We start from the raw sequence: 23076 nt of genomic DNA, 5'->3' as shown, positions 1-23076 counted from the left end.
CCATGACGTCTGAACTTCCATGGCGCTAGGAACGTCTGGTCGCCAGGGATACTCTCAGCTGACGAGCTCGTCCGGTTTGCCCTGGTCGCGCGGCCGTTCCTCGACCATCGTGCCCCAGACGATCATCCGGTACTTGCTGGTGAATTCTGGGGTGCAGGTGGTGAGAGTGATGTAGCGGCCCGCCTTGGTGAAGCCCCCCGCCTTGGGGATCGCGTCCAGCACGGACGTGTTGCTCGGCGGTGTCACCGGCAGGATCGACGCCATCTTGTAGACGAAGTACTTGTCCTGCGTCTCCACCACGATCGGGTCGCCCGGCTTGAGACGGTTGATGTAGCGGAACGGTTCGCCATGGGTGTTGCGGTGACCGGCAAGACCGAAGTTGCCCGTCTTGGCGTCCGGCATCGCCGTCTTCACGCCGTCCTCGGCATAGTGGCCGACCATGCCGCGGTCCAGCACCCGCTTCTTGTCGGTGCCCTCGGCTATCGGCACGATCACGTCCAGCTTCGGGATGTGCAGAAGGGCGAAACCCTGCCCCGGCTCGAACGTCCCCGGGTTCCCCTTGCCGCTGGCCCAGTCGTCCTGGAGGCTGCTCGCCGCGTTGCCCGCCTGCGCGTGCGCCCGGACGTTCGTCCACCACAGCTGGTACGTCACGAACAGCAGCATCAGTACGCCGGTGGTGATGAACACCTCGCCGATCGCGCGGCTGGCCAGCACGGCCGCGCCCGGCTTCCGTGCCCGCGCCGCGCGTCTCGCCTCCATACGGGAGAGGGGCGCTCCGGACTCGTCCCGGCTCTCCTGCCCCTCCTGCCCCTCGTGTGCCCCGCCGGACCCACCGGCCCCGCTGTGCCGCCCGTGACCGTGGCCGTGACGCCTGGCGGCCTTGCGACGGGCCGCACGGCCACCGCCCGGGGCTCCCGCGCCTCCGACGCCCCCTGCGGGCGTTGCGGCGGACCCAGGGGTCGCGGCGGCGGTCCTCGTGGTTCCCGTTATGGACTCGACGTCGGCTATGCGCAGCCCTACCGTCTCGTCGTCGGCGGGAGGCGGCTCGTACGGCGTCTGCGGCGCCGCGCCAGGAGCCACGCCGGGAGTCACTCCAGGCGCCGCTCCATAGGACGGTTGCTGCTCCTCGTACGAGCGTTGCGGCTCGGCATACGGCAGCGGTTGCTGCGGCTCGGCGTACGACGGCTGCGGCTGCGGCTGCGGCTGCGGCTGCGGCTCGGCGTACCCGTGCGCGGGCTCCGCGTGTGCCCGACGCACCGGCTCCGCGTACGACGAGGCCGTCTGCCCGGCGCTCCAGTCCTGCGCGTACGCCTGAGGGTCGTACCACTCCTGCTCGGGAGCCGCGGGAGCTGCCGGGGGCGTGGGGGCCGCGGGCTGCTGCTGGCCCGGCAGCGGGTCGCTGAGCGGGTCGGCGAGCCCGTCGACGGCGGCCCGCATCGCACCGTTCGGCCGGGCAGCACCGTTCAGTGCCCCGAGACCATCATTCGGCGCCGCGAAATCAAGGGACGTCAGACCATCACGGGACGGCTCGAAGGCCGTTGCCCCGTCGAAAGCGCCCGGCGCCGCAAACGCCTCAGCGCCCCCGTACCCGGCGTCCTCGCCGTACGGGGCGGCACTGTCGCGCTCAGGGCGCAGCGCGGTCACGCCGTGGCCCTGCCCACCACCGGAGCGAGCCCCACCGATCTGGCCACGGCACCCTGGTCGCCGCATTCGGTCAGCCAGTTGGCCAGCATGCGGTGACCGTGCTCGGTCAGGACGGACTCGGGGTGGAACTGCACGCCCTCGACCAGGAGTTCACGGTGCCTGAGCCCCATGATGATCCCGTCGTGCGTACGGGCCGTGACCTCCAGTTCGACGGGCACGGTCTTCGGCTCGGCGGCCAACGAGTGGTAGCGGGTGGCGGTGAAGGGCGACGGCAGCCCCGCGAACACCCCCGTGCCCTCGTGCTCGACGAGCGACGTCTTGCCGTGCAGCAGCTCGGGCGCACGGTCCACGACCCCGCCGTACGCCACCTGCATCGACTGCATTCCGAGGCAGACCCCGAAGACGGGGATGCCGGTCTCGGCGCAGTGCCGCACCATGTCGACGCAGACACCGGCCTCTTCGGGGGTGCCGGGACCGGGCGACAGCAGCACGCCGTCGAAACCGTCCTGCGCGTGCAGCGCCGACACCTCGTCGTTGCGCAGCACCTCGCACTCGGCGCCCAGCTGGTAGAGGTACTGGACCAGGTTGAAGACGAAGCTGTCGTAGTTGTCAACGACGAGAATCCGCGCGCTCACTGGTTGTCCACCGTCACATCGTTGAAGGGCAGCAGCGGTTCGGCCCACGGGAAGACGTATTGGAAGAGCACGTAGACCGCCGCGAGGATCAGCACCATGGAGATCAGTGCCTTGATCCACGTGTTCCCCGGCAGATGCCGCCAGATAAAGCCGTACATGCCGTCCCTTCCGTCGCGCCACGGCACCAGACTCACGCCGTACCAGACCAGACTAACGGCGTAGGGCCTCCGGTTTCCCAGCCTCTACAGGCTGGGTCGAGTCAAGATGTGCCCAGATAATCAGCCGGTGGCTGTGGCCCCATTCCGGCTCACAGGTCGTCAGCGTCAGATAGCGGCCCGCACGCGTGTACCCCGACTTCTTCGGTACGGGGTCAATGACCGCCATGTCACTGGGAAGCGTTTTGTAGGGCTTCGTATCGATGCGGTACGTGAACCAGGCCGTGCCGTCGGTCAGCACCACCGCGTCACCCGGCCGCAACCTGGGGAAATCCTTGAACGGGTCACCGTACGTACGCCGATGGCCGGCGACGGAGAAGTTCCCCCGCTGCCCGAGCCGGGCGGTGCTCGCGTAGTGGCCGAGGCCCTTCTTGAGGGTGCCCGTCTTCGTGCCTTCGAGCACGGGCTTGTTCCACGTGAAACCAAGCCGCGGGATGTACATCACAGCGAAGGGCCTGCCGTCCTTGTACGGGACCGGCTTGTACGGGGCCGGCGCCCGGGGACTCGCACCGGGGCCCTCCGTCGCCGTGGGCGTGGGCCTCGGTTCCTCGGGCCCGGCGGTCACGGAGCCCTTCGCCCACTGCTCCTGGAGCAGGGCGATCTGGTCGTCCATCGCGGTGTCGGCCTTCACACCCGTCCAGAACAGCACGTAGACCACGAAGAGCACGATCACGGTGCCGACGGTGACGCACAGCTCGCTGAACGTCCTGACGACCACTCGCACCGACACAAGGTCCCCCAGCGGCAGCGGCTCCACTACTCCATGCGCTCATACCCCACGGGTTCATACCCCATGGGCTCTCACCTCATGGGCTGCTACTCCACAGGCTTCGCGTAGTGGAGATCCACCGTGCCCGAGTAGCCGGGAAGAGTCACCGTCCCGTCCTCGTCGACTTTCCAGCCGAGCCCGTAGACGTTGACGTACACCATGTAGTTCTGGATCGCCTTGGAGGCCGAGAGGGCCTTCTGGAGCTTCTCCGGGTCGCCGACCGCCTGGACCTTGTACGGGGGTGAGTAGACGCGGCCCTGGAGGATCAGGGTGTTGCCCACACAACGGACGGCGGAGGTGGAGATCAGCCGCTGGTCCATGACCTTGATGCCCTTGGCGCCTCCCTGCCACAGGGCGTTCACCACGGCCTGGAGGTCCTGCTGGTGGATGACCAGGTAGTCGGGCTGCGGCTCGGGGTAGCCGGGGAGCTTCGCGGTGGCGTTCGGAGGCGCGTCGTCGAGGGTGACCGTGAGGGCCTCGCCCTTGAGCTTCTGGGTGCCCGCGTTCTCCTCCAGGGCGGCGAGCCTGGCCGCCTCCGCCTTCGTACTGCCGTTGTCCCGCTCCGCGAGCGACTCGACGTCTTCGCGCAACGAGCCGTTGCTCTCGTCGAGCTGCCCGTTCTTGTGGCTGCGCTCCTGGATCAGGTCGGAGAGCTTCAGCAGCGAGGCGTCCGTACGGATATTGGTGCCCTTGGCCGTGTTGAAGCTGGTGAAGAAGATCAGCCCGGCCAGAGCGAACACGGCCACGGTCAGCACCCGCACCGGCCGGAAACGCCGGACTGTGACCGTGCTGGAACCCGACTGGGAGGAGTCGGCAGAATTGCTCAACGTACCCTTATCTCCTTCGGCGCCGCGGAAGCACTACGCTAACGGACGCCCGGGGGAGTGCTAAGAGTCCCCTTGTACGCTGCCCCGGAGCCCGCCCACGTTCCCTGCGCGGCCACGCAGCGCATCGACAGGAGAGACCCTCGTGCCGAAGTCACGTATCCGCAAGAAGGCCGACTACACGCCGCCCCCGGCGAAGCAGGCGACCAACATCAAGCTGAACAGCCGTGCCTGGGTCGCCCCGGTCATGCTGGCCATGTTCCTCATCGGCCTCGCCTGGATCGTCGTGTTCTACGTGACGGACGGTTCCCTGCCGATCGACGCACTGGGCAACTGGAACATCGTGGTGGGCTTCGGCTTCATCGCGGCGGGATTCGGCGTTTCCACGCAGTGGAAGTGACGCGGCCGTAAGGTGTCCGGAGCCTGCACCAGGGCTTCTCCCCACCTGTGACCGCAAGCCGTGGCCCAAGTTGTCCACTGAGTTATCCACAAGGGTTTCCACAGTGTGGATAGGTCTGAAGATCTGTGGATAACCCACCGGGCGTTGACGCCGGTGTGACTGACCTACCGGTATCCGGAAGTGCGTTCGCCCCCTGCCCCGCCTGGGGAAATCCAGGTCAGGGACAGGGGGCACGCTTGTTCCCACACAGCATGCACAAGATCCGCCACGGTCTGTGGACAACGTGGGCTCCCGCGGGACTCCCGGGTGGGTTGGGCCGGCCTCTCAGGCGGGTCGAGCTTGACTTTCGGGCGGCTCCGGGCAACTCGGCCCGGATGGCCGGGGCAGCGCGGCTCAGGCGGGCGGGCTGTTCGGCTCAGGTGAGCTGGCCGGTCCTCACCACTGTCATGACCACAACCGCGATCAACACGAGCGCGCACGCGCCGTACTGGATCAGGGCCCGGCGTTCACGGGGCGCGTGCACCATGGCGTAGCCGGTCAGGACACCGCCGACGAGGCCGCCGATATGGGCTTGCCAGGCGATGTTGAACCCTGGGTTGAAGGTGAAGAGCAGGTTGATCACCAGCAGGATGATCACCGGACGCATGTCGTAGTTGAGCCGCCGCATGAGGACAGCCGTCGCGCCGAACAGACCGAAGATCGCGCCGGAGGCGCCCAGCGACGGCTGGTTCGGCTCGGCGAGCAGATACGTGAGCGCACTGCCGGCGAGACCGGACACCGCATACAAGGCGAGGTAGCGGGCACGGCCGAGGGCCGCCTCCAGGGGGCCGCCGATCCACCACAGGCTGAACATGTTGAAGGCGATGTGGATATAGCTGGCGTGCAGGAACATCGACGTGACCAGCCGGTACCACTGCCCCTCCGCGACGCCCTGGAGGTCGTTTCCGAGGATCGGCAAGAACACCCGGCCGATGAGGTAAAAGCTGTCGGTGAAGCGGTCGCCCACGGAGAGCTGGACCAGGAAGATCGCGAGGTTGAGCCCGACGAGGATCTTGGTGATCAGCCGGGGATCCGCGGTGACCGTGCCGCCCGCGAGGGTGCGCGGCTGGGCGGCGTCGGGGGCGTGGCCCGTACCGGAACCGTTCCGCACGCATTCCGGGCACTGGAAGCCGACCGAGGCGCTGATCATGCACTCGGGGCAGATGGGGCGCTCGCAGCGGGTGCAGTGGACGCCGGTCTCCCGGTCCGGGTGCCGGTAACAGGTGGGCAGGCTCGCGGCACCCTGTGGTTCCTGCGGGCTGCCTGGCGCCTGGTCCATGGGGATCCCCTCATCCTCTGTACGCATTTGGTACGCAACGCACCGCCCCGCTCATCCTTACGGATGGGCGGGGCGTTTGGTTCCCTGCGGGCGACCTCTCTCGGTTCCCCCCGGGAGGCCTCGGTTCAGCGGGTCTCGATGACGACCGACTCGATGACCACGTCGTTGACCGGGCGGTCGGTGCGCGGGTTCGTCTGCGCGGAGGCGATGGCGTCCACGATCTTCTGGCTCGCCCCGTCGCTGACCTCACCGAAGATGGTGTGCTTGCGGGTCAGCCACGCCGTCGGGGAGACGGTGATGAAGAACTGGGAGCCGTTGGTGCCCGGGCCGGCGTTCGCCATGGCCAGCAGGTACGGCTTGTCGAAGGCGAGGTCCGGGTGGAACTCGTCCTCGAACTCGTAACCGGGACCGCCGGTGCCGTTGCCCAGCGGGTCACCGCCCTGGATCATGAATCCGCTGATCACCCGGTGGAAGACCGTGCCGTCGTAGAGCTTGTCCGTGGACTTCGCACCCGTGGCCGGGTTGGTCCACTCACGCTCGCCCTTGGCGAGCTCGACGAAGTTCCGGACCGTCTTGGGCGCGTGGTTCGGCAGGAGCCGCACTTCGATGTCGCCGTGATTGGTCTTCAGGGTGGCGTAAAGCTGCTCAGCCACGATCTGCCTTCCGTTGTCCTTTGTGACTCCCCGATCCTCGCACGGACCGCGCCGCCAGTCTTCCGTCACCACCGTTCAGGACCGCTTCAACCGCTTCGTACCAAAGCGACGCACAGTTCGGGGATCCGTGACATTGTCGTCGCAAGCTCCTGTTGCACCGCATTGATCGGTTATTGCCCCGAGTAGACCCGGAGTCGTCTCTCATGACCCGGATGCCCGCCCTCGCATGCCCCGGAGCGCTCCGGCAGGCATGATCCGGATAAGGGTGGAAAGGTGAACTGTGACTTCCTGGGGGATGGCCCCAAGCCCCCATGTACGCCACCGAGGAGGAGGATCCCGTGACCCGCAAGGACAGCGTGCGCGCAGCGGCCGAGTCGGCGAGGGACAGCGTGCGGCACGCCGCGGAAGTGGTGGCGCCCTACGCCGACACGACCAGGGACCGAGCCACGCACTACGCGCAGGAAGCACGCGTCAAGCTCGCGCCGAAGGTGTCGGCCGCCGCTCTCCTGGCCGCTGAACAGGCACGCACGCAGTACGACGCCCATCTCGCCCCGCGTCTTGAGCAGGCGCGCACCCATGTACCGCCGAAAGTCGACCTGGCCGCCCACGAGGCAGCTGTCCGCACGCGCAAGGCTGCCCAGCAGGCGGCGGACTACTCCCGGCCGAGGATCGAGCAGGCCAGGGCCGCGGCCGGTCCCGTCCGTGACGAGGCCGCGTCCCGCAGTGCGGCGGCGATGGCGGCGCTGCGCGGTCAGGTCTCGGCCAAGGAGATCGAGAAGCTGGCCCGTAAGCACGAGCGGCGGGCCAGGGCCGGCCGCCTCGCCAAGGGCCTGGCCGTTCTGGGCATCCTGGCCGGTGGCGCCTTCGCCGCCTGGAAGTGGTGGGACAAGCAGGCCAACCCCGACTGGCTGGTCGAACCGCCGGCCGCCACGGAGGTCCCGGAGGGCGGCCACCTGACCTCGGTCGACGACAGCGGTCAGGACGAGCTCGACCCCGAGGTCCAGGCCAAGCAGGCCGAGGCCGAGGCGGCGGAGCGCGAGGACCGCGACTGACGCGGCCGTAGGACATCACCATCGTGGGGGGCAGGAGGCCTGGGGCCTCCTGCCCCCCACGATGTTTCACGTGGAACCAGCCCCTCACGCGGAACCAACCGCGTTGCGGTTTCACGTGAAACCGGCTCTACGTGAAACCGGTCGCGGTGCGGCGTGAACGCCTGCGCTCCGGCAGGGGCTTGCGCTTACAGGAGCGGCAGGGGGCTTCCGCCGCGCCGCCGACCGGTGCGGTCGGAGTCGAAGAAGCGGAAGGTGTGGCGGTGAGGGCCCTTATGCGGTCGGTGAAGTCGGGGTCCGGCAGGGGAAGATCCAGGTCGTCGTCCACGTAGGCGACGGCCGCGGGCACGTAGTGCAGGACGGCGTTGACCGGTTCGGGCACGGGCGAGTCGTCCGGCTTCAGCGCGCGGAGGATGCGCAGCGTGGTGGTGATCGCGACCTCGGATCCGGTCTTCCCGGCGGCCACGGCGTCGGTCTGGGTGTGCTGGATGTGCTGGGCCTGTTGTGCGTGCTGAGTGTGCTGGGTGTGCCACCAATCGGCTGCTCCGTGCTCGCCCAGGGCCCGGTGGTGCAGATAGAGGCAGTAGCTGGCGGTGGGGTCGCCGGCCCCTGCGGCGTACTGCCACCAGAAGCGGGCGGACTCCTCGCGCTCGGAGAGCTGCAGCATGCACCCCAGGACGCGCGCCCCGGACGGTTCGGGCAGGGCCCGGGCGAGAAAGTCCCGGAGGTCGGCGAGGGCTCCGGTGTAGGTGATCACGGTCTCGCAGAGGGTCTGGAGATCGTCGGCGGCGGAACTCTCCTCCACTGATCCCTCGCCGGTCGGGCTTCTGTCTGTGGAGCGTTCCTCGGTCTGGGTCTCGTCGCACGAGCCGCTCTCGCCCGCGTTCCTGCCCGGGTTCTTGCCGAGGGCACTCTCCCTGACCCAGTCCTCGCCGGTCGGCTCGGCGGCCTTGCGGGCGTGGAGCGTAGGACAGGGTCGCACTTCGGTTTCGTCCCACCGCACCGCCGCTCGGGCCGCCAGGCGGGCCGCGCCAGCGTCGATGGCGGCCGCGGAGTAGGGCTCGCGTCGCAGCCTGGCGCGGGCGAGCAGTTCGTCAATGTGCGATGTCATCGGCATGCCCTTCCTCGCTCTCGCTCCGCGCGGCACCCTCGCTGCGCAGGGCGCTCTCGCCCTGTGGGTCGCTCTCGTTCCGCGTGGCCTCCAGCCGCCGCTTGACCCCGTAAGCGTGCTCCAGCCGTCGCCTGGCATGGCGGACCGTGGAGCGTACGCCCGCCGGGGTGATCCCGAGTGCGGCCGCCACCTCCTCCACCGTGAAGCCCTGGCCGAACTGCAGGAGCATGACGTCCATCTGACGTGGCGGCAGCTGCCCGATCGCCTCGTAGAGGCTGAGGCTTTCCTCGAACTGGCCGATGGGGTCGACCGTCTGACGGAGCGCCACCGTCTCGAAGGCGGCCTCGCCCATGAGTGCGGGACGACGGTCTCGGGCCCTGGCGAAGTCGATCGTGGTGTGCCTGAGCACGCGCCAGGCGTACGCGGTCGGGTTCTCCTTGGTCAGGACGGTGGGCCAGGCCCTCAGTAACTTCTCGAAGGCCGCGTCTACGGCCTCTTCGGCATCGGCCCTGCTGCCCAGCCGGATCTCCGCCCAGTGGACATAGATCGGCCGGTACATCCGGTGGAAGGCCTCGAAATCCAGCGGCAGTGTCCTCATCGGCCGGGCACCAGTCGCGTATCGGGGAAGGTCCTGGCTCATGTCCGCCCCTCCGTACCGCCCTCGCGCCGCATCTCGGTGATGCCCGCCCGGACTCCGGCCGCGGCCACGCGGCGCAGCAGACCGAGCGCGTCACGGCCGAACACCCGCAGTGCGAGCACCGCCAGGATCACATCGCATGCAACGTCCAGATTCACGTGCGGTTTTGCCTCTCCTCGCGGAAGGCGAGGCCTCGTGTGCGCTTCTGGCGGCCTCGGGAGAGCGCCTGCTTTACGCCCTCCGTTCACGATGACGTTTGCAACGGGCCAGGCGTGCAACACCCGCACACACTTTCTTAACGGAGCGCAGTGTTCTGGTTACACATCTCCGTTCACAGCAGCTCACGCAACCCTTCACTACTCCCACCCACTACGGCCACGCCACCTCAGTCACCTGCGCGAGGACCCCGCGGACCTGTCACCAGGCGTCACTTTGCGCAAACAATTGCAAATTACATTGCCCCGATTCTGTGATGCACCTCACCGCTCGCACCCGCCCCGCGGGGCCCCGGCGCCCGAGGGGAGCGGGACCATGAAGATTGACGAGGCCACGTCACGCCAGAACGGACGGTCAATTCCCGGCCATCTCAGGCCCGTTGATCAGCCCATCACGGCGTGGAACCATCCCTGAGGCACACGAGATCAAAAGCTTCGACGGGCAGGGCGGGCAGCCGCTCATGGACGCCGCCACAGTGCGGCCAGGACACCTCAGGAGTCCCCCAAAAGGCGGGCTCCACACCTCCCGCCTGCACTGCTCACTACATAAGAAAACCCCCTCTGACCTGCGGCTAAGCCGATCAGAGGGGGTTCGTTCCGTGGAGCCTAGGGGAGTCGAACCCCTGACATCTGCCATGCAAAGACAGCGCTCTACCAACTGAGCTAAGGCCCCGGAAGGGAGGCATCTGCCAGAAGGATGTCCTTCTTGAACAGCGCCGCAGACCAGAGTACCGGGTCACCCCCGGTATCCCGCAAAAAGATTGGGGCTCCCCGCGCACGACCACTCTCCGTAAGATGCTCGACGTGGTTCGCGACAGCGAACCGCGGTACTTGGGGAAGCGATGGGGAGACGCGAATGGACGCCGCACAGCAGGAAGCAACCGCAAGAGCCCGGGAGCTGCAGCGGAACTGGTACGGAGAGCCGTTGGGGGCGCTCTTCCGTAGGCTCATAGACGATCTGGGGCTCAATCAGGCGCGCCTCGCGGGAGTGCTCGGCCTGTCAGCGCCCATGCTGTCGCAGCTGATGAGCGGCCAACGCGCCAAAATCGGGAACCCTGCGGTGGTCCAGCGCGTACAGCTACTGCAGGATCTTGCGGGGCAGGTGGCGGACGGCAGTGTGAGCGCTGCCGAGGCCACCGAGCGGATGGACGAGATCAAGAAGTCGCAAGGGGGCTCGGTGCTCAGCAACACCACGCAGTCGACGACCAGTTCGGGGGGTGCGCCCACGGTGAAGCGTGTGGTGCGCGAGATCCAGTCACTGCTGCGTTCGGTCGCTGCCGCGGGGGACATCATCGAGGCGGCGGACACCCTCGCCCCGACCCACCCGGAACTGGCAGAGTTCCTCCGGGTGTACGGAGCCGGCCGCACCTCGGACGCGGTGGCCCATTACCAGTCCCACCAGAGCTGAGCACACCGCCCGGCCGCCGAACACCCGGTAGCCGAAGGCCTGTTGGGCCTGCCGGACACTGGAAGCCAGGCAGCCGGGCACCTCGGAAGGGCCGCTGTACCGACCGCCGAAGGGGGAGCGACGCACGACCATGGGTGAGGTCTTCGCCGGCCGGTACGAACTGGTCGACCCGATCGGACGCGGGGGAGTCGGTGCCGTCTGGCGCGCCTGGGACCACAGGCGGCGCCGGTATGTGGCCGCCAAGGTGCTCCAGCAGAGCGACGCGCACTCGCTGCTGCGCTTCGTGCGGGAGCAGGCACTACGGATCGACCACCCCCATGTGCTCGCACCCGCCAGCTGGGCCGCCGACGACGACAAGGTCCTGTTCACCATGGACCTCGTCGGAGGCGGTTCGCTGGTCCACTTGATCGGGGACTACGGCCCCCTGCCGCCGGTGTTCGTCTGCACTCTCCTCGACCAGCTGCTGGCGGGGCTTGCCGCGGTGCACGCGGAGGGGGTCGTGCACCGTGACATCAAGCCCGCCAACATCCTCCTGGAGGCGACCGGAACGGGCCGTCCGCGGCTGCGGCTGTCCGACTTCGGCATCTCGATGCGGCTGGGTGAGCCCCGGCTGACGGAGACCAACTACGTGGTGGGGACGCCCGGTTACTTCGCGCCCGAGCAGCTGATCGGAGCGGAGCCGGACTTCCCCGCCGACCTCTTCGCCGTGGGCCTGGTCGCCCTCTATCTCCTGGAGGGCGCCAAGCCCGATGCCAAGGCATTGGTCGACCACTTCACGGCCCACGGCACCCCGGGCGCCCCGAAGGGGGTTCCCGAGCCGCTGTGGCAGATCGTGGCCTCTCTGCTCCAGCCGGACCCGCAGGCGCGGTTCCGCACCGCCACAGGGGCGCGCAAGGCGCTCGCCGCGGCCAGGGAGCTCCTCCCGGAGCCCGGTCCTGACGACGAGCTGATCGAGATCTTCGACCAACTAGGCCCGCTTCCGGCGGAGTTCGGCCCGCAGGGCCCCCTCACGACCACCGCCGCGTCCGGTGGTGCCCAGCCTCACGACACGGCGCCTCAACACCACGGCCCGAGCACCTCGACCCCGTCGCAGCAGTCGGGTCCCGCGTCTCCGAGCGCTCGGACGGACACGGAGGGGCGTGAGGCGCGAGCGCGGAGCACCGCTTGGCCCGAGGCCCACGCGGGAGCCGTATCCCCCCAGGCGACCACGTCTCCTGAGGCACGTCACGGTGCCGTGTCCCCCGACGCCCACACCGACACGGCCTGGCCCCGGACCCGCACGGGTGCTGTCCCACCGACGCCTCCCGCGGACATTGCTCCTCAGCATCCCCACGCCGGCGCCGTACCGTCTCCCCTCACCCCCGGAGACGTACCGCCACCGCCGACGACCGCACCCGTCCCCCCGCAGTCCCCCGCCGTGTCGGACAGCGGCAGCTTCCCTCAGCCGCCCCCACCCCGGACCAGCACCTCTCACATACAGCGGCACCAGCCGCAGCCCCACCCACAGGCGCAACCACAGCCCGAGCAGCCTCCCACTCCCCCCACGTCGCCGACGATCCCGAACCCCGCGTACTCCCCGTCGCTGCCGTACGAACCCACTCACACGCCCTCCCCCCAGGCTCCGCACGTCTCGGCTCCGACCCCCGTGTCGCCGCCGCAGCCGCGCGAATTCGCCTCTACTGCTTCATACACCGCTCAAGACGTTCGGGTTCCGCCTCAGCCGCAGCCAGTTGCGCGGCATCGCGCCAGGCGGGCGCCGCGGCGGCCCGGGCCGCCCGCGAACGTGGCGGTTCCGGTGCTCCTGCTCGCGCTGGCCTGTTTCGCGGTCGGATTCTGGGCGCTGACACAGATCTGAGCCTGCAGCCTGTAGTCCACGGGGAGCCCATGGACTTCAGGACAGGCTCCCGGGGCCCGGGGACTGTGGCAGCCCTGGCCCGTGGACTACCAGGTTCGCGGAGGCCCGTACTCCCGCGACCGCGCGTCCGGCCGGTCGGCGAACGGCACGGCCACCGCCCCCGCTCCGGGACTCCCTGCTCCGGGACTCCCCGCTGCGGGTGCCGCCGCTCCGGCCGCCGCCGCCGCCCGCCGTCTCGCGACCACGGTCCACACACCGAGCCCCAGGACCAGTACGGTCCCCGCGCCGATCCCGCCCGCGGCCACCGCCTTCATCGCGGTGTTCCCGTCCGGTCCCGCGTCCCCGTCCCCGTCCCCGCCAGGCGCCACGGCGCCGATCGACGCCGCGTCCTTGTCCCCCGCGGTGACGTCGAACACGTCACGCGGCACGACGGCTCCGTCGTACGCAACCGGCGCCCCGGCCACACCGCTCACCCGCACGCGCAGCGTCAGATCCAACGGCCCGTCGCCGAACTTGTCGGCCATCTCCTCGCCGAGGTGCACGGCCAGGTAGTACCAGCCCGCGAACCGCATGCCGCTCACCTGATCGTCGATGTCGTACCGGTTCTCGTAGGCGACGGGGGGCAGCGGCTCCAGCGTGGCCGACTTCTGCGTGCCGTCGTATCCGGCGCCGGCGTCGTCCACCAGGGCGCGCACCGGGTTGTAGAGCGACAGGCCGAGGGCGTTGCCCAGGAATCCGTCGCCGCTCGCGGGACCCAGTTCGGCGGTGGCGTAGAACTGTTGCCCCCAGTCGACGGGAACGCGGTAGAAGAGCGTCTGCCCGGCCTGCACCAGGTCTTTCCAGACGCCCTGTTCCAGGGCACGCGCCTCGTTGAAGCTCGTACCGCCCTTACGGGGCCTGGCGGGGCCGTCGATCACTTGCGGGGAAGCGGAGTTCCAGACCTCGGGGGCGGTCGTCGAAGCGGCCTTCTTCAGCGCGGGCTCCGACACGTACCGAAGCTCCAGCTCCCAGTCGTCCGGCGAGGACTCGGCCCCGCTGATGCGCTCGACGAGCACGGAGTACGTCCCCGCGCCCTTGCACGAATACGTGCCGGGGCCGGTCCTGCGCGAGGCCCAGGCGGTGAGCGGTCGCGGGGTCTCGGTGGGGCCGAAGCGTGCTTCGGCGGCGTCTCCGGAGAAGCACTTGTGGCCGTTGGGGTCCTGGATGGACACCTTGATGCCGTCCGCGTACACGACCTTCGTTCCCGCCTTGGGGACGGCGGTGGCCGACACGTACGCGGTGGACACGGCGTCGAGCCGCAGCCCGTAATAGAGCTTCCCCTTGTTTCGGATGGAGCTCCGGTAGGTCGTGCCGGGGGTCAGCCGTACGGCGTCCGTGGCCGTCGTCGTGCCCTCGACCCGTTCGGCGTCGGCGGCGAAGCGGTACGGAGGGGGAGTACCGGCCGCCGTCGCCTGCCCCACCGACGCCACGACCGAGAACAGCGCCGCCGCCCCGGCCAGGACCGTACGGCCGCGCCACCGTCCCGTGCGCCGCCCCATCACGCGCCACCCCTCGCCGTAGCACCGGATCGTCACTCACCGGGCATCCGCGGACCGGCACCATCACTGTCCCGAAGCCGTCCCGGACGCCGCGAAGCCTCGACCATCCTGCCCCTCCGGCCGCCGCGTCATCCCTTCTTCAGCTACTCAAGCGCTTCCTGTGACGTCCACGACGCTCTGTCGTGACCTACGCCCCCTGGCACCCTGGCAACACAAAACCCCGACCGCGAGGCGGCCGGGGTCTGTACTGAGACTGTCGTCGATACTCACGAACCCGTGGGCACGGAGTCGGTCGCCTCCGTCCACAGATCCTGCTCGGCGCGATCCGCCTGGATCTGGCGGTACACGAGGAGCCCGCCGATGGCGGCCAGTGCGACCAGGAGAAGCTTCTTCACCGCGCGACCTCGTCTTTCCTTGACGTAGGGGACTTCTGCCGCCCGACTATACACACCGGCCGATACCGATCGGTGACCTGCGCCGGTCGCCAACTCCCGCCCGGCACACAGCAGTAGAACCGGACGGCAGCGCTCCCTGCGGAGCGTGAACAGTCACCACACACTGTGACTTTCTCTACTTTTCCCTGCTTTTCGGTCTTCTTGGGTCCATCTGGGTGGTGTTGATCTGAAGATCGACGCGCCACGGGCGCGGATCCACCACTTCGCGACCTCCATACACATCATGAGGAAAGTACGCAAATCGCCCAACCCGAAAGTGAGGGGCCATGGCCAAGAACAGGGTCATGAAGCTGTGGACCGCGGTCATCACCGCGTTCATCGCACTGTGCACGACGCTCGGACTCGTCGCCACGGCCCGCGCGGCCACACCGGTACAGCAGCCGGAGAGCCCGCGCAACAGCACCGCGGCCGTGACGCTCCCGCCGACGGCCGCCTGGGCGTGGGCCTTCGCCCGCTCCCTGCCCCCCACTATGAAGCAACGCATCCGCGCCGAGGCCCACGGCTCCTCACCGAGCTGCCGCCACCGCGCGCCGACGGACACGGGCGAGACCTCCGACGAGGAGGAGCCCGCGACGGACTCCGCCGCCCACTGCACGGACCGGACGTAGACCGAGCGCCGACAAACAGGCCCCTACGTAGACCCTCTTCCGCGTAACTCGGCCTCTACGTAGACCTCGATTACGTCTCTTGATCACCTCTCTTGATCACCTCTCACGCACCTCACGTCCGGGGCGAACTTGCGTACACACCGGGCACACTGCGAAGACCCCCAACCAGGACTGGTTGGGGGGTCTTGTTGCGTGAGGCCAATGGGATTTGAATCTGCGACCTGGGGTGAAAGCCCGCCCGGACCGACCTCTGGTGCAGCCGAGGTCGGTCATCTCCAGGACGACGCGGAGGCGCGTCTCCTCGCCTCCCCGCCGATAACGGCACTCCAATCACCTCTCCGCCCCCTGTCACCCCTGCGCCTTCTCATTCACGTGGAACACGTAGTCGCGCCAGTGCGCCTTGATGTACGTGAACCGCGTCGGGTCGTAACTCCACAGCTCGTGCAGCGCGTCGCCGATCACGTCCGGTCTCATATCGTTCGCTGCGCCACGGCTGCGCGCACCCAGTCGCTTCCCGCTCCGCCACACAACGGCGCGTGACCATCGCGAAGAGGAGCACGGCCGAACTACCGACTCAGGCTTCACCATCATCAAAAGACAGCTCCAACATCCGAATCGCATTCCCTCGCAACAGCTTGTACGCCACGTCATCCGGCAGCCCACTCACACGCTCCGCCGCCCCCTTCTTTGCCTCCGGCCACGTCGAGTCGACGTGCGGGTAGTCCGTCTCGAGGGTCGTGTTGTTCACGCCCACGGTCTCGATCGCCTCGATGCCGTGTTTGCCGCGGTAGAAGCAGCAGAAGATCTGCCGGTATCAGCACGACGACGGCGGATCCGGGATCAGATCCCGCACCCCCGCCCGAAGCCCGGCGCCCCTCCCACACGTCGTCGGCTCGCTCCAGGGCGTACGGAATCCACCCCATCTACCCCTCGCTATAGGCGAGTTCGAGCCGAGGAAACTTCACCAGGACCCCGGTGAACAGGAAGTCCTTCATCCACGCCACGGCGTGGATGAAGCTGAGCGCTGACTGGACGGTGGGCGGCGCGTCCGGAGACGCCGCCGGCATCTGGCTGCTCGACCCGATGCGCAGGTTCACCGGAGTCCCAGTCTCCTGGCAGACGGCGAAGAACGGGTCCCAGGCAAGGAATCGGGTCCCAGTAACCGATGTGGATCGACGCCAGCCCCAGACGTCGGGATCTCGCTGAACGTCACCGCACGCACCCCACAGGCCGCGTTGCGCCGGATCTCGGCCGAGGCCGGCCACGAACTGAACGTCCTCCTCCGAGATCGGCTGACAGGCGACGGGGAAGATCACAGGCGCCCTGGACGACTGGCGTCGACGCATCCGCGACGCCTTCCACGAAGCCGCCCGCGAGGACCTCGGAATCCGAGGGAGCGTCACCGGCGAGAAGCACCCCGGGGCAGGATCTCCTGCTTCCGCCGGCCCGCGAGGTGCAGGAAGACACAGGAGGACAGCTGAGGGCTCCGAGCCCACCTATCCCGGCGCTCTCCTCGCGCTCTCGCGGCGCTCTCCCGAAACACCCGCCCAGACCTGCTCACGGCCGTTCCAACGCCATAGGACACCGCTCGGAGGAAACGGGGTTGGGACGGTCCGCTCTCAGCCGGAGCACCCGTAGGTCATAAGCCCCGCAAGGCTGGGAGGAGTTGAGTGAATCCCGAAAGACGATCGTCCTCCGCAGCCCCGATCCAGCCCCTCCCGGACCAGCGCACCCCAAGCACCCCGCCCCAGTCTCCAAACACAAAGAAGGCGCCTCCCACCAGGGGAAACGCCTTCTCGACACTGCTTCTAGATGTGGGGCTAACAGGATTTGAACCTGTGGCCTCATCCTTATCAGGGATGCGCTCTAACCAACTGAGCTATAGCCCCGCCGCGCTCTGCGGTGTATGTCCCGCGCGCTGACCTCTGAAGATTAGCGCACGACGGGGTCAGTCCCAAAATCGGTATCCGGGCCCCGCTCCCGCCCGCTCCGACAGCGTGAGAGCTCATCCCCGACAGGGACGAGCTCTCACCGTGAAGCGGTTACGACAACGTTTTACTCATCCTCCGCGAGCGTCAACTCGATACCGCCGACGAAGCCCGCGGAGAGGTTGTAGATGAACGCGCCGAGGGTGGCGAGCGCGGTGGCGAGGACGACGTCGATGACCGCGATGATCGACGTGAAGATGAGCACACGCGGCAGCGACAGGAAGGACTGCAGGTCGAAGCCGTTGGACTCGTTCGAGCCGGTGGCCTCGGAGATCGTGCCGCCCACCGTGGAGAAGACGCCCATGGCGTCCATGACCATCCACAGCACCGCGGCCGCGACGATCGTGCAGATGCCGAGCGCGATGGAGAGCAGGAAGCTGACCTTCATCACCGACCAGGGGTCGGCCTTGGCCACCCGCAGGCGCGCCTTGCGCGTGCGCGGCGTCGTACGCGCCCCGGTGCGCGGCCTGCGGACGGCGCCGGAGGGCGCCGGCTGTACCGGGTACGCCTGGGGCGGGTGATACGGCTGAGCAGACTGCTGCGGCTGCCGCTCCCCGGGCAGCGGAGAGCCCGGAGCCGGCGGTACCGCCGCGCCCACAGGAGCCGCCGGCCCGGGAGGCGGCCCGGGAGGCGGCCCGGGAATCGGTCCCGGAGTCGGCCCCGGAGCTGGTCCCGGCCCCGGCGCCGGCCCCGGAGAAGGCGCCGGGCCCGGAGGCACCTGCGAGCCTGGGGCCGCACCCGCCGCGTACTGCGGCGTCTGCGGGCCTCTGGTGTCCGTCACAGTTCCCCCCTGGGATCCATGAGAGTCATGGGAGTGGGTCGTCTCCGTGGCGGGGCCACGGCCGCCGTCCGTATCCGTATCGGTCGAACCGGCGCCCGTGGCTCCGCTCACGATGGCTCACTCCTCGCGCTACTCGTCCGAGGACCCCTCGCCCTCGTCCGTGCCGGCGACCGTCTCGACCTCGTCCGAGTCGTCGACCGCGGCGTCGACTTCCTCGGCCTCGCGACCGGCCTCGGCGTTACGTGCGACGCCCACTACGGCGTCGCGCTTGCCCAGGTTGATCAGTTGGACGCCCATGGTGTCACGGCCCGTCTCCCTGATCTCATTGACTCGCGTACGAATCACACCGCCGGACAGCGTGATGGCGAGGATCTCATCGGTCTCCTCGACCACCAGCGCGCCGACGAGCGAGCCGCGGTCCTCGACGATCTTGGCGGCCTTGATCCCCAGGCCACCGCGACCCTGAACGCGGTACTCGTCGACGGCGGTCCGCTTCGCGTACCCACCGTCTGTAGCAGTGAACACGAACGTACCGGGTCGAACAACATTCATCGAGAGCAACCGGTCTCCCTCACGGAAGCTCATGCCCTTGACACCCGAGGTCGCACGGCCCATGGGACGCAACGCGTCATCCGTCGCCGTGAACCTGATCGATTGTGCCTTTCTGCTGATCAGAAGCAGATCATCCTCTGCCGAAACCAGCTCGGCACCGATCAGTTCGTCGTCGGAACCGTCCTCCGTTTCACGGAGATTGATCGCGATGACGCCGCCGGAACGGGGCGAATCGTAATCCTTCAAGGGCGTCTTCTTCACAAGTCCGCCCTTGGTGGCGAGCACCAGATAGGGCGCCGCCTCGTAGTCGCGGATCGCGAGGATCTCGGCGATCGCCTCGTCCGGCTGGAAGGCCAGCAGGTTGGCGACGTGCTGTCCACGCGCGTCACGTCCGGCGTCGGGAAGCTCGTACGCCTTCGCGCGGTAGACCCGGCCCTTGTTGGTGAAGAACAGCAACCAGTGGTGCGTCGTCGACACGAAGAAGTGGTCAACGATGTCGTCTTCCTTGAGCTTCGTGCCGCGTACGCCCTTGCCGCCGCGCTTCTGCGAGCGGTAGTCCTCGGTCTTGGTGCGCTTGATGTAGCCACCGCGCGAGATGGTGACGACGATGTCCTCTTCGGCGATCAGGTCCTCCATGGACATGTCGCCGTCGAAGGGCACCAGCTTGGAGCGGCGGTCGTCACCGAACTTCTCGACGATCGCGGCGAGTTCCTCGCTGATGATGCCGCGCTGACGCACGGGCGAGGCCAGGATCGCGTTGTACTCGCGGATCTTCGCCTGGAGTTCGTCGTGCTCGGAGACGATCTTCTGGCGCTCCAGAGCGGCCAGGCGGCGCAGCTGCATCTCGAGGATGGCGTTGGCCTGGATCTCGTCGATCTCCAGGAGGCCCATGAGGCCCTCTCGGGCGATCTCTACGGTGTCACTGCGCCGGATCAGCGCGATGACCTCGTCGATGGCGTCCAGGGCCTTCAGGAGGCCACGCAGGATGTGCGCGCGCTCCTCGGCCTTGCGCAGCCTGAAGCGCGTACGGCGGACGATGACCTCGATCTGGTGGCTCACCCAGTGGCGGATGAACGCGTCGAGCGACAGGGTGCGCGGCACGCCGTCCACCAGCGCCAGCATGTTGGCGCCGAAGTTCGTCTGCAGGTCGGTGTGCTTGTAGAGGTTGTTCAGGACGACCTTGGCGACCGCGTCCCGCTTCAGGACGATGACCAGGCGCTGGCCCGTACGGGACGACGTCTCGTCGCGGACGTCCGCGATGCCGCCGATCTTGCCGTCCTTCACCAGGTCGGCGATCTTCTGCGCGAGGTTGTCGGGGTTGACCTGGTAGGGGAGCTCGGTGACCACCAGGCACTGGCGGTTCTGGATCTCCTCGACCTCGACGACCGCGCGCATCGTGATGGAGCCGCGGCCCGTGCGGTACGCCTCCTCGATGCCCTTTCGGCCCACTACAAGGGCGCCGCTCGGGAAATCGGGGCCCTTGATGCGCTCGATCAGCGCGTCCAGGAGCTCCTCGTGCGAGGCCTCCGGGTGCTCCAGGTACCACTGGGCGCCGGCCGCGACCTCGCGCAGGTTGTGCGGCGGGATGTTGGTGGCCATGCCGACCGCGATGCCCGCCGAGCCGTTGATCAGCAGGTTCGGGAAGCGGGCCGGCAGAACGGTCGGCTCCTGGGAGCGGCCGTCGTAGTTGTCCGTGAAGTCGACGGTCTCCTCATCGATGTCGCGGACCATCTCCATGGACAGCGGCATCATCTTGCACTCGGTGTACCGCATGGCCGCGGCCGGGTCGTTGCCCGGAGAACCGAAGTTGCCGTTGGAGTCCACCAGCGGCATCCGCATCGACCACGGCTGCGCGAGGCGGACCAGCGCGTCGTAGATCGAGGAGTCGCCGTGCGGGTGGTAGTTGCCCATGACGTCGCCGACGACGCGGGCGCACTTGTAGAAGCCCTTCTCGGGCCGGTAGCCGCCGTCGTACATGGCGTACAGGACGCGGCGGTGGACGGGCTTGAGACCGTCCCGTACGTCGGGCAGGGCGCGCGACACGATGACGGACATCGCGTAGTCGAGGTACGAGCGCTGCATCTCGGTCTCGAGCCCGACGGGCTCGACACGCAACGCGATCTCGCCCTCTTCAGGAGTGCTCGGACCAGTGGGGGAAAGAGGTGTCTCGTCGGTCATTGCTGGTGAAGATCCTTTCTGGTGCGGTCAGCTGAGACCGACTCAGATGTCGAGGAACCGGACGTCCTTGGCATTGCGCTGGATGAACGCGCGGCGCGCCTCGACGTCCTCGCCCATCAGGACCGAGAACAGGTCGTCGGCCTGGGCGGCGTCGTCGAGCGTGACCTGACCGAGGACGCGGTGCTCCTGGTCCATCGTCGTGATGCGCAGCTCCTCGGCGTTCATCTCACCGAGGCCCTTGAAGCGCTGGATCGAGTCCTCCCTGACGCGCTTGCCCGCCTGGCGGCCGAGCTCGGTCAGGGCGTCGCGCTCACGGTCCGAGTACGCGTACTCGAAGTCGTCGCGGCCCCACTTGATCTTGTAGAGCGGCGGGCGCGACAGGAACACGTGCCCGGCCTCGACCAGTGGCCGCATGAAGCGGAACAGGAAGGTCAGCAGCAGGGTGTTGATGTGCTGGCCGTCGACGTCGGCGTCCGCCATCAGGATGATCTTGTGATAGCGGAGCTTCGCGATGTCGAAGTCCTCGTGGACCCCGGTGCCGAAAGCGGAGATCAGCGCCTGGATCTCCTGGTTCTGCAGGATCTTGTCGATCCGCGACTTCTCGACGTTGAGGATCTTTCCCCGGATCGGGAGGATCGCCTGGTACTCCGGGTTGCGGCCGGACTTGGCCGAGCCACCGGCGGAGTCTCCCTCGACGATGAAGATCTCGCATTTGGTGGGGTCGTTCGACTGGCAGTCGCTCAGCTTGCCCGGCAGCGACGCCGTCTCCAGGAGCCCCTTGCGGCGGGTGAGGTCACGGGCCTTGCGGGCCGCCACGCGCGCGGTGGCCGCCTGGATGGACTTGCGGATGATGTCCGCGGCCTCGTTCGGGTTGCGGTCCAGCCAGTCGCTGATGTGCTCGTGGACGACCTTCTGGACGAAGGTCTTCGCCTCGGTGTTGCCCAGCTTGGTCTTGGTCTGGCCCTCGAACTGCGGCTCGCCGAGCTTGATCGAGATGATCGCCGTCAGACCCTCGCGGATGTCGTCGCCCGTGAGGTTGTCGTCCTTCTCGCGCAGCAGCTTCTTGTCGCGCGCGTACCGGTTGATGAGACCGGTGAGCGCCGCGCGGAAGCCCTCCTCGTGCGTACCGCCCTCGTGCGTGTGGATGGTGTTGGCGAAGGAGTACACGCCCTCGCTGTAGCCGCTGTTCCACTGCATCGCGACCTCGAGGGAGAGCATGCGCTCCTTGTCCTCGGCCTCGATGTCGATCACGGTGTCGTGGACCACGTCTCCCTTGCGGGAGTTGAGGTACTTCACGAAGTCGACGATGCCGCCCTCGTAGTGGTACGTGACGGTCTTGACCTCGGCGATGTCGTCCGCACCGGCCTCGTCCGCGCCCGCCGTGGCCTTCGCCGAGTCGCGCTCATCAGTGAGTTTGATTGTCAAACCCTTGTTGAGGAACGCCATCTCCTGAAAGCGCCGCGAGAGCGTCTCGAAGGAGTAGTCGGTGGTCTCGAAGATGTCCCCGTCGGCCCAGAAGGTGACCGAGGTGCCGGTCTCCTCGATGGCCTCGTGCTGGGCGAGCGGGGCGGTCGGGACGCCCAGCTTGTAGTCCTGCGTCCAGCGGTGCCCGTCGGTCCTGACCTCAACGGCCACCTTCGTGGACAGCGCGTTCACGACGGAGACGCCCACGCCGTGCAGACCGCCGGAGACCGCGTAGCCGCCGCCACCGAACTTTCCGCCCGCGTGCAGCACGGTCAGGACGACCTCGACGGCGGGCTTGCCCTCGGACGGGACGATGCCCACCGGGATGCCGCGGCCGTTGTCGACGACGCGCACGCCGCCGTCGGGGAGGATCGTGACCTCGATCGTGTCGGCGTGCCCGGCCAGCGCCTCGTCGACGGAGTTGTCAACCACCTCGTACACGAGGTGATGAAGCCCACGCTCACCGGTCGAGCCGATGTACATGCCGGGTCGCTTGCGGACCGCGTCCAGACCCTCGAGGACGGTGATGGCGCTGGCGTCGTACGAGGCTGTGACCTCGCCGTTCGAGGTGTTGGCCTCGCGCTTCGCGCCGGCGTCGGTGGACGGGATGTTCTCGTTGGGGTTGCCGGAATCGGCCACGAAGCGCCCTTTCTGGCACAGCACAAGCCAAGCTCCCGGCAGGTGGCCGGAGCGGCTGCGGCGTGTTGCGTTGGTAAGCCTTAGTCAGCGTTGCTCGGTGCGTCCCACAAGTGGGGCGGGATTAGCCTCCAGTCTACCGG

The 23076-nt window shown here is 68.1% G+C and carries 21 protein-coding genes, 2 tRNA genes and 1 pseudogene; 5 read left to right on the top strand and 19 right to left on the bottom strand.

Going from position 1 to position 23076, the window contains the following annotated elements; genetic code table 11:
- Positions 1-54: 54 nt before the first annotated feature.
- The 5 genes from OHA11_RS23245 to OHA11_RS23225 all read right to left on the bottom strand — a co-directional run bounded on the left by OHA11_RS23245 (position 55) and on the right by OHA11_RS23225 (position 4090).
- Complete coding sequence (locus tag OHA11_RS23245; protein WP_266507390.1) at positions 55-1512, bottom strand: class E sortase; 1458 nt, start codon at positions 1510-1512, stop codon at positions 55-57.
- Positions 1513-1640: 128 nt separating this feature from the next.
- Positions 1641-2279 (bottom strand): aminodeoxychorismate/anthranilate synthase component II, encoded by a 639-nt coding sequence (locus OHA11_RS23240; protein WP_266499275.1) that lies wholly within the window; start codon positions 2277-2279, stop codon positions 1641-1643.
- Entirely contained in the window at positions 2276-2473 is a 198-nt protein-coding gene (locus OHA11_RS23235) for a hypothetical protein (RefSeq protein WP_266499273.1), read from the bottom strand. Before OHA11_RS23235 ends, OHA11_RS23240 begins: the two co-directional genes overlap by 4 nt.
- A 16-nt stretch (positions 2474-2489) precedes the next feature.
- Positions 2490-3218: a class E sortase gene (locus OHA11_RS23230; protein ID WP_266499271.1), complete on the bottom strand. Its 729-nt coding sequence runs from the start codon at positions 3216-3218 to the stop codon at positions 2490-2492.
- 92 nt (positions 3219-3310) lie between these two features.
- On the bottom strand, positions 3311-4090 hold the full coding sequence (locus OHA11_RS23225; RefSeq protein ID WP_266499270.1) for a DUF881 domain-containing protein: 780 nt from the start codon (positions 4088-4090) through the stop codon (positions 3311-3313).
- Positions 4091-4232: 142 nt separating this feature from the next.
- Between OHA11_RS23225 and crgA the strand changes: the two genes are divergently transcribed.
- The gene (crgA, locus tag OHA11_RS23220; protein ID WP_055613069.1) at positions 4233-4487 is read left to right on the top strand and encodes a cell division protein CrgA; all 255 of its coding nucleotides are present in this window, start codon (positions 4233-4235) and stop codon (positions 4485-4487) included.
- Between the two features lie 415 nt (positions 4488-4902).
- On the opposite strand, the gene OHA11_RS23215 is transcribed toward crgA, so the two are convergent.
- Together OHA11_RS23215 and OHA11_RS23210 are read right to left on the bottom strand one after the other, a co-directional pair.
- Complete coding sequence (locus OHA11_RS23215; RefSeq protein ID WP_266499269.1) at positions 4903-5805, bottom strand: rhomboid family intramembrane serine protease; 903 nt, start codon at positions 5803-5805, stop codon at positions 4903-4905.
- A 125-nt stretch (positions 5806-5930) separates the two neighbouring features.
- Positions 5931-6458: a peptidylprolyl isomerase gene (locus OHA11_RS23210; RefSeq protein WP_266499267.1), complete on the bottom strand. Its 528-nt coding sequence runs from the start codon at positions 6456-6458 to the stop codon at positions 5931-5933.
- 338 nt (positions 6459-6796) lie between these two features.
- Between OHA11_RS23210 and OHA11_RS23205 the strand changes: the two genes are divergently transcribed.
- Positions 6797-7510, top strand: a complete 714-nt coding sequence (locus OHA11_RS23205; RefSeq protein ID WP_266499264.1) for a DUF5324 family protein — start codon at positions 6797-6799, stop codon at positions 7508-7510.
- Between the two features lie 127 nt (positions 7511-7637).
- Here OHA11_RS23205 and OHA11_RS23200 read toward each other — a convergent pair whose 3' ends face one another.
- The 4 genes from OHA11_RS23200 to OHA11_RS23185 form a co-directional block, all read right to left on the bottom strand.
- A complete protein-coding gene (locus OHA11_RS23200) occupies positions 7638-8618 on the bottom strand; it encodes a hypothetical protein (RefSeq protein ID WP_266499263.1) in 981 nt (326 codons plus the stop codon).
- Entirely contained in the window at positions 8602-9258 is a 657-nt protein-coding gene (locus tag OHA11_RS23195; protein WP_323186617.1) for a sigma-70 family RNA polymerase sigma factor, read from the bottom strand. The genes OHA11_RS23200 and OHA11_RS23195 overlap by 17 nt, the downstream gene beginning before the upstream one ends.
- Positions 9255-9413, bottom strand: a complete 159-nt coding sequence (locus tag OHA11_RS23190) for a hypothetical protein (RefSeq protein ID WP_266499261.1) — start codon at positions 9411-9413, stop codon at positions 9255-9257. Before OHA11_RS23190 ends, OHA11_RS23195 begins: the two co-directional genes overlap by 4 nt.
- A 657-nt stretch (positions 9414-10070) precedes the next feature.
- Positions 10071-10143 (bottom strand) — tRNA-Ala (locus OHA11_RS23185).
- A gap of 183 nt (positions 10144-10326) precedes the next feature.
- Here OHA11_RS23185 and OHA11_RS23180 point away from each other — a divergent pair.
- On the top strand, positions 10327-10878 hold the full coding sequence (locus OHA11_RS23180; protein WP_055613072.1) for a hypothetical protein: 552 nt from the start codon (positions 10327-10329) through the stop codon (positions 10876-10878).
- 130 nt (positions 10879-11008) lie between these two features.
- On the top strand, positions 11009-12733 hold the full coding sequence (locus tag OHA11_RS23175; protein ID WP_266499256.1) for a serine/threonine-protein kinase: 1725 nt from the start codon (positions 11009-11011) through the stop codon (positions 12731-12733).
- A gap of 86 nt (positions 12734-12819) precedes the next feature.
- On the opposite strand, the gene OHA11_RS23170 is transcribed toward OHA11_RS23175, so the two are convergent.
- On the bottom strand, positions 12820-14307 hold the full coding sequence (locus tag OHA11_RS23170; RefSeq protein ID WP_266499254.1) for a hypothetical protein: 1488 nt from the start codon (positions 14305-14307) through the stop codon (positions 12820-12822).
- 230 nt (positions 14308-14537) lie between these two features.
- Positions 14538-14666 carry a DLW-39 family protein gene (locus tag OHA11_RS23165; protein ID WP_003999697.1) on the bottom strand — a complete coding sequence of 43 codons (129 nt, stop codon included), beginning with the start codon at positions 14664-14666 and terminating at the stop codon, positions 14538-14540.
- A 326-nt stretch (positions 14667-14992) separates the two neighbouring features.
- Here OHA11_RS23165 and OHA11_RS23160 point away from each other — a divergent pair, with 326 nt between their 5' ends.
- The gene (locus OHA11_RS23160) at positions 14993-15334 is read left to right on the top strand and encodes a DUF6344 domain-containing protein (protein ID WP_266499252.1); all 342 of its coding nucleotides are present in this window, start codon (positions 14993-14995) and stop codon (positions 15332-15334) included.
- Positions 15335-15682: 348 nt separating this feature from the next.
- On the opposite strand, the gene OHA11_RS23155 is transcribed toward OHA11_RS23160, so the two are convergent.
- The 6 genes and pseudogenes from OHA11_RS23155 to gyrB all read right to left on the bottom strand — a co-directional run bounded on the left by OHA11_RS23155 (position 15683) and on the right by gyrB (position 22960).
- Entirely contained in the window at positions 15683-15808 is a 126-nt protein-coding gene (locus OHA11_RS23155; protein WP_266499250.1) for a hypothetical protein, read from the bottom strand.
- 100 nt (positions 15809-15908) lie between these two features.
- Positions 15909-16592, bottom strand: a pseudogene (locus tag OHA11_RS23150) (amidohydrolase family protein); the annotation flags it as partial.
- 557 nt (positions 16593-17149) lie between these two features.
- Positions 17150-17223: transfer RNA gene (locus OHA11_RS23145), tRNA-Ile, on the bottom strand.
- A gap of 166 nt (positions 17224-17389) precedes the next feature.
- Positions 17390-18214, bottom strand: a complete 825-nt coding sequence (locus tag OHA11_RS23140; RefSeq protein WP_266499248.1) for a DUF3566 domain-containing protein — start codon at positions 18212-18214, stop codon at positions 17390-17392.
- Between the two features lie 18 nt (positions 18215-18232).
- On the bottom strand, positions 18233-20833 hold the full coding sequence (gyrA, locus tag OHA11_RS23135) for a DNA gyrase subunit A (RefSeq protein WP_323186616.1): 2601 nt from the start codon (positions 20831-20833) through the stop codon (positions 18233-18235).
- 42 nt (positions 20834-20875) lie between these two features.
- Positions 20876-22960: a DNA topoisomerase (ATP-hydrolyzing) subunit B gene (gyrB, locus tag OHA11_RS23130; protein ID WP_323186615.1), complete on the bottom strand. Its 2085-nt coding sequence runs from the start codon at positions 22958-22960 to the stop codon at positions 20876-20878.
- Positions 22961-23076: the final 116 nt, after the last annotated feature.

This window comes from Streptomyces sp. NBC_00878, from assembly GCF_026341515.1.
GTDB lineage: Bacteria > Actinomycetota > Actinomycetes > Streptomycetales > Streptomycetaceae > Streptomyces.
This window is presented reverse-complemented; position numbering and strand designations above follow the sequence as displayed.